The sequence below is a fragment of the uncultured Sphingorhabdus sp. genome (assembly GCF_937872355.1).
Lineage (GTDB): Bacteria > Pseudomonadota > Alphaproteobacteria > Sphingomonadales > Sphingomonadaceae > Sphingorhabdus_B.
In genome coordinates this window covers 1-5083 of sequence record NZ_CALMSV010000237.1, presented here as the reverse complement: position 1 = coordinate 5083, position 5083 = coordinate 1, and the positions used below count along the sequence as shown (strand labels likewise).

Genomic DNA, 5083 nt, shown 5'->3' with positions numbered 1-5083 from the left:
CGCTATGCATGGTGCCGTTGTTGTGTGCCGCGAGGAACGGGTTTGCGTTGATGCTTCGCTCTTCCGGCGCAGGTACAAAGGACCTGTCCCATTCGGCCTGTTGTGAAGAAGCACCCTCAATCGGCCGCGCCTCGGTTATCGCGCGATTGGCATTGACCCACCAACCGCCTGCCCCGCCAACCAAAGCGGCAAACGCAAGCAGCGCAATCCAGCGCTTTTTCATCAGTCTGCCCGCACCTTGACCTTGGGAGCCGCCTGCCCGCGGCGCATCGTTTCGATGAACTTTTCGAGCGGCGCTGGTTCTGGCACCGGACCGCCAAGATCGCCCTCACGCGCCCAAAATTCGGCGAAGCTGGGAAAAAGATTGTGGAAATTTCCTTCGACCCAATCGGTATTGGGCCAGCGCATCTTCTTATCGCCAATCGGCGGCTTGTTGAGATCGGTTGCGTACCAATAAAGCGGCAGCCTCCGGGCGAAATACCAGCGCCCGTCCACACGGACATAATTGTCCGCATACATCATCTGCATAATGACCCATTCATCGCCAGTCTCATGCTCATTCTTCGAATAGCAGATGCCGTGTGCATGATCGGGATCGTCAAATTCTATAATATGGCCGCCAATATGGTGCGAGGTACCAGTAAATGGCGAACGGAGCGTGCCATCCATATAAGCGCGTAGCGCTTGGCGCCCGCTGGCATCCTTGCCGACCCGGACATTCTCCTCGAACAGGTTCACCATCGCGTCCATGTCGCGCATGTCGAGTGCCAGCGAATATTTGGCGGCGAGCTGGCGTATGGCGTCAAGCGACTCCAGCCGATCAATCCTGGCCTCCAATGTGCTCATACCCTTCCTCTCATTGCGTAAATCGATTGCGTATTATCTACGCTTTTCGAATTTGCATTGTCGATATATTCAATATATCGTAGTCATACCATAAAATAATTACGCAATTTGCGATCAACGCATGTGTCGGGAGAGATTGCCATGCAAAGCGTCATTTTCAAAAGCCTTTTGGTATCCACTGCACTGGCCAGCGCCACCGCGAGCTACGCACAGGATGGAAGTAGCGACAGCGATGGAATAGGCGAAATCGTCGTTACTGCGCAGAAGCGGGCGGAAAACATCCAGGATGTGCCAATCGCTATTTCGGCGGTCGGATCCGAATTTCTGGAGTCGCGGGGTATCACCTCGATCGACGGGCTGGGCACCGTTTCTCCCAATGTGAAAATCGAGCGTGCGCCTTCGAGCAAGACCATTACCCAGATTGCCATCCGCGGGTCGGTGACGATCAATCCGGCCATCACATGGGAACCTGCTGTCGGCCTGTATCTTGATGGCGTCTATATTGCCAAGGCGCAGGGGTCGATTTTTGATGTTGCCGATCTGGAACGGGTCGAAATTCTGCGCGGCCCCCAGGGAACGCTCTATGGTCGCAACGCACTGGCCGGTGCCATAAACCTGATTAGCAAAAAGCCTTCGGGCGAAGCAGGCGGCTCGCTCGAACTTACTTATGGCAGCTATGATTATCGCAAGATCAAGGGTGCCATCGACCTGCCGCAAATGGGTGTATTCTCGGCCAAGGTTTCGGGCCAATATGTGAAGCGCGACGGTCTGGTCGACGTTGTTCCCAACCCGGTCGCGGGTGTCGTCACGGCCCTTCCCAATGTCGTGAACCAGACTGATACCATCGACAGCGCAAGCTTCATGGTCCAGTTGCGGGCCGAACTGAGCGACGCCATCACGGCCGACTATACCTATGATTATAATAAGCAGAAGCAGCGGCCGCCGTTTGCGCAGTTGCTGCGCGTCAACCGTAATGGCGATCCGCGCGATATCTTCGATCCAGCTTCGCCCAGTTTCGCCTTTGGCGGAGCCTTTTTCCCGCTGCACCAATATACCAATCCTGAACGGCAGAAGGTCGCGAGCATAGATGGTTCGGTATATGAACGCTCGCGCGCTTATGGCCATGCGCTCACGCTAACCGCAGACCTAGGTAACGCGACGCTCAAATCGATAACCGCTTATCGCGATCTTGCGTGGGCAGATGGGCTTGATCTTGATGGTTCGCCAACGCCAGTGGCTTTCACCCAGCGGATCACTGACTATCATGCGTTCAGCCAGGAACTGCAGCTGGCCGGCACGGCCTTTTCCGATCGTCTGAACTATGTATTGGGAGCCTTCTATTTCAAGGAAAAGGCAGAAACGCTGGGGCCGCAGGTGTTTTTTGGCGGAGGTTCTGACTTCCAGTCGGATTACGGGTCGCACACCAAAGCATTGGCCCTCTACGCCCAGATCGACTATGACCTAACCGATGCGTTGAAACTGTCACTGGGCGGACGCTACACCAACGAGAAGAAGGACATTCGCCGGTTCCTGAGAGTGAATTTTGACGCGGCCAATAGCATCTTTTCTCCGCTGGTCGTGGCGAATATCCCCTATGGCGGCGTACCCGATGCGAAGTACAACAACTTCTCCCCTGCAGCGACACTCAGCTATGCCGCGAGCGAGGATATCAACCTCTATGCCCGCTTTGCCCGCGGTTTCAAATCAGGCGGCTTCAATGGCGAGACCAATGATTTTGGAGCGCCGACTGCTGCCTGCCCGAGCGGCGCGTTCGAACTGTGCGATCCCTATGATCCCGAAAAAGTCGACAGTTATGAACTGGGCATCAAGACAAAGCTGGCTGACGGTCGCCTGATCTTCAATGTCGCGGCCTTCCGCGACGATCACAAGGATATTCAGCTTTCGATATTCCGCGCGACAGGCGCCGCATCATCAATTGTCCGCAACGCCGCATCCGCACGCATCCAGGGCCTTGAATTCGAAGCCATTGCCAAACCAAGCGACAGCCTGACGATCAATGGCTCGCTCGCACTGCTCGATGCCGACTATAAGCGCTATATCGATGCGGGTGTTGATGTTTCCGACAACCGCGCCTTCCCGCACACACCGAAAGTGAGCGCATCACTGGGTGTGGACTGGGCGGTGGCCGAAGGCGATTGGGGCAAGTTCAACCTCTATGGCGACATCAACCATGTGTCGTCCTACTTCACCTTCCCCTACCCGCTGCGCACGCCGACACCGTCAGACCAGAATGCCTTCAACACCAAATCCAAAGGCCGCACGATTATTAACCTTCGTGCCGCACTTTCCGAATTTGATCTGGGCGGTGTGAAGACCGAAATCGCGGCCTTTGTCCGTAACCTGACCAAGGAAGACGATCCCAGCAACTTCATCGATTTCGGACCCGGCTTTGGCGGATTGACGCTCGGCTATTTCCCCGATCCGCGCACATGGGGCGTTTCGGTTGGCGTGCGTTTTTAGGAGAGTGACTTGTTGAACGGAGAAAAGCGTTTCGCCATTATCGGGGCCGGGATGTCCGGAATCCTCTGTGCGATCAAGTTGAAAGAGGCAGGCCACAAGCATATCACCGTCTACGAAAAGGCGGATCGCATAGGCGGCACCTGGCGCGACAACCGCTATCCGGGGCTTACCTGCGACGTCCCGGCGCACGCCTATACCTATGAATTCGCGCCCAACCCCGAATGGTCGGCCTATCTGGTCGGCGGCGATGAAATCCAGGCCTATTTCGAAAAGGTCGTCGATGATTATGGCATCCGCCCGCTAATCCGTTTCAACAGCGAAATTGCGCATATGGAATGGAACGGCGATCATTGGGATATCGAAACCAGCGATGGCCACAAGGATCAGGCGCATGTCGCGATCATGGCAACCGGCGTGCTGCACCACCCCAAATTCCCGGACATCAAGGGGCTGGAAAGCTTTGCCGGAAAGACGATGCATACCGCGCAATGGGATGTTGATTACAGCCTTGAAGGCAAACGTATCGGCGTGATCGGCAATGGTTCGACCGGCGTGCAGATGGTCACCAAGCTGGGCAAAGACGGACATAACATCGTCCATTTCCAGCGCAGCCCGCAATGGATGATGCCCTATCCCAATTTCGAATATAGCGAGGAGGATAAGGCCAAATTCCGCGCCAGCGTCGAGGCGATTGACGCGATCCGTTATGACGAAACCTATTGGGCGAATATCCGCCGTTTCACCACCGGCATTACCGACATTGACGGGCCGGAAATGCAGTCGATCGAGGATATTTGCCGGGGCTGGCTCGAACAGTCGATCGGCGATCCGGTGCTGCGCGCGAAGTTGACCCCCAATTACCGGGCAGCCTGCAAGCGGCTGATCTACAGCTATGACTATTATGGCGTGGCGCAACAGCCCAATGTCGAAACGATTGTCTGCGGCATCCGCGAAATCGTGCCCGAAGGCGTGATCGATAACGAAGGCGTTTTGCACAAGCTCGACGTTCTGGCACTCGCCACCGGTTTCCACACCGACCGCTTCGTGCGCCCGATTTCGGTGAAGGGATTGGGTGGTCGCGATATCGAGGATGCCTGGGCCGAGCGTTGTGCGGCCTATATGGCGATTTCGATTCCCGATTTCCCCAACTTCTTCCTGTTCAACGGGCCCAGCTCACCGGTTGGCAATTTCTCGCTGATCGATGTGGCCGAGCGGCAATGGAGCTATGTCGAGCAATTGCTGAACCGCGTATCGACCAGCAACGCCAGCGGCATCGTCGCCAGCAAAGCCGCGTTCGACGATTATGAAGCCCGCCGCATCGCCGCGGCCAAGGCTACCATTTTCGGTTCCGGCTGCACCAGTTGGTATCTCGATAAAACCGGCGTGCCGATCACATGGCCTTGGGATTATGATGCCTTTGCCGACGCGATGGCGAAGCCGGATTTCGATGCCTTTGATATGGTTTGAGACAGGGGCTTAGCGCGCCCTTAATACCATTCCAACCATTTGGTTGTGTCGATCCGCGCCTCGGGTTTCCGCCCCGTCTTCGCCAGCAGATGAAAGGTCAGTCTTTCGTCCGTTGGAATGGGTCGGGCAATTTCGTAGACACGGTCATATTCGCTATGGGCGATCTTCCAGCCCTCCGCCGTCCGCGTGTAGCGATCGCGGTAGATCGCGGTCCCGATCGTGTCTTCCTGCCGGATCGGATCGATGAACCGATCCTCGAGATACCATGTGCCCTCGGCACTGTCGGGTC

The 5083-nt window shown here is 56.2% G+C and carries 4 protein-coding genes and 1 pseudogene; 2 read left to right on the top strand and 3 right to left on the bottom strand.

What is annotated here, in order from left to right; translation table 11 throughout:
• Window positions 1–223: pseudogene (locus Q0239_RS15575) on the bottom strand (hypothetical protein); the annotation flags it as partial.
• Complete coding sequence (locus Q0239_RS15570) at window positions 223–846, bottom strand: nuclear transport factor 2 family protein (RefSeq protein ID WP_298604577.1); 624 nt, start codon at window positions 844–846, stop codon at window positions 223–225. The gene Q0239_RS15570 and the pseudogene Q0239_RS15575, both read right to left, overlap by 1 nt.
• 141 nt (window positions 847–987) lie before the next feature.
• Here Q0239_RS15570 and Q0239_RS15565 point away from each other — a divergent pair, with 141 nt between their 5' ends.
• Window positions 988–3327, top strand: coding sequence for a TonB-dependent receptor (locus tag Q0239_RS15565; protein WP_298604575.1), 2340 nt, complete (start codon window positions 988–990; stop codon window positions 3325–3327).
• A 9-nt stretch (window positions 3328–3336) separates the two neighbouring features.
• The gene (locus tag Q0239_RS15560; RefSeq protein WP_298604573.1) at window positions 3337–4794 is read left to right on the top strand and encodes an NAD(P)/FAD-dependent oxidoreductase; all 1458 of its coding nucleotides are present in this window, start codon (window positions 3337–3339) and stop codon (window positions 4792–4794) included.
• A 20-nt stretch (window positions 4795–4814) separates the two neighbouring features.
• Here Q0239_RS15560 and Q0239_RS15555 read toward each other — a convergent pair.
• Window positions 4815–5083: nuclear transport factor 2 family protein (locus Q0239_RS15555; protein WP_298604571.1), on the bottom strand; the 269-nt coding region annotated here is incomplete at its 5' end.

Bases quoted from the DNA above. Each gene is read 5' to 3' on its own strand.
- Q0239_RS15570 (WP_298604577.1), bottom strand. From the start codon at position 846: ATGAGCACATTGGAGGCCAGGATTGATCGGCTGGAGTCGCTTGACGCC.
- Q0239_RS15565 (WP_298604575.1), top strand. From the start codon at position 988: ATGCAAAGCGTCATTTTCAAAAGCCTTTTGGTATCCACTGCACTGGCC.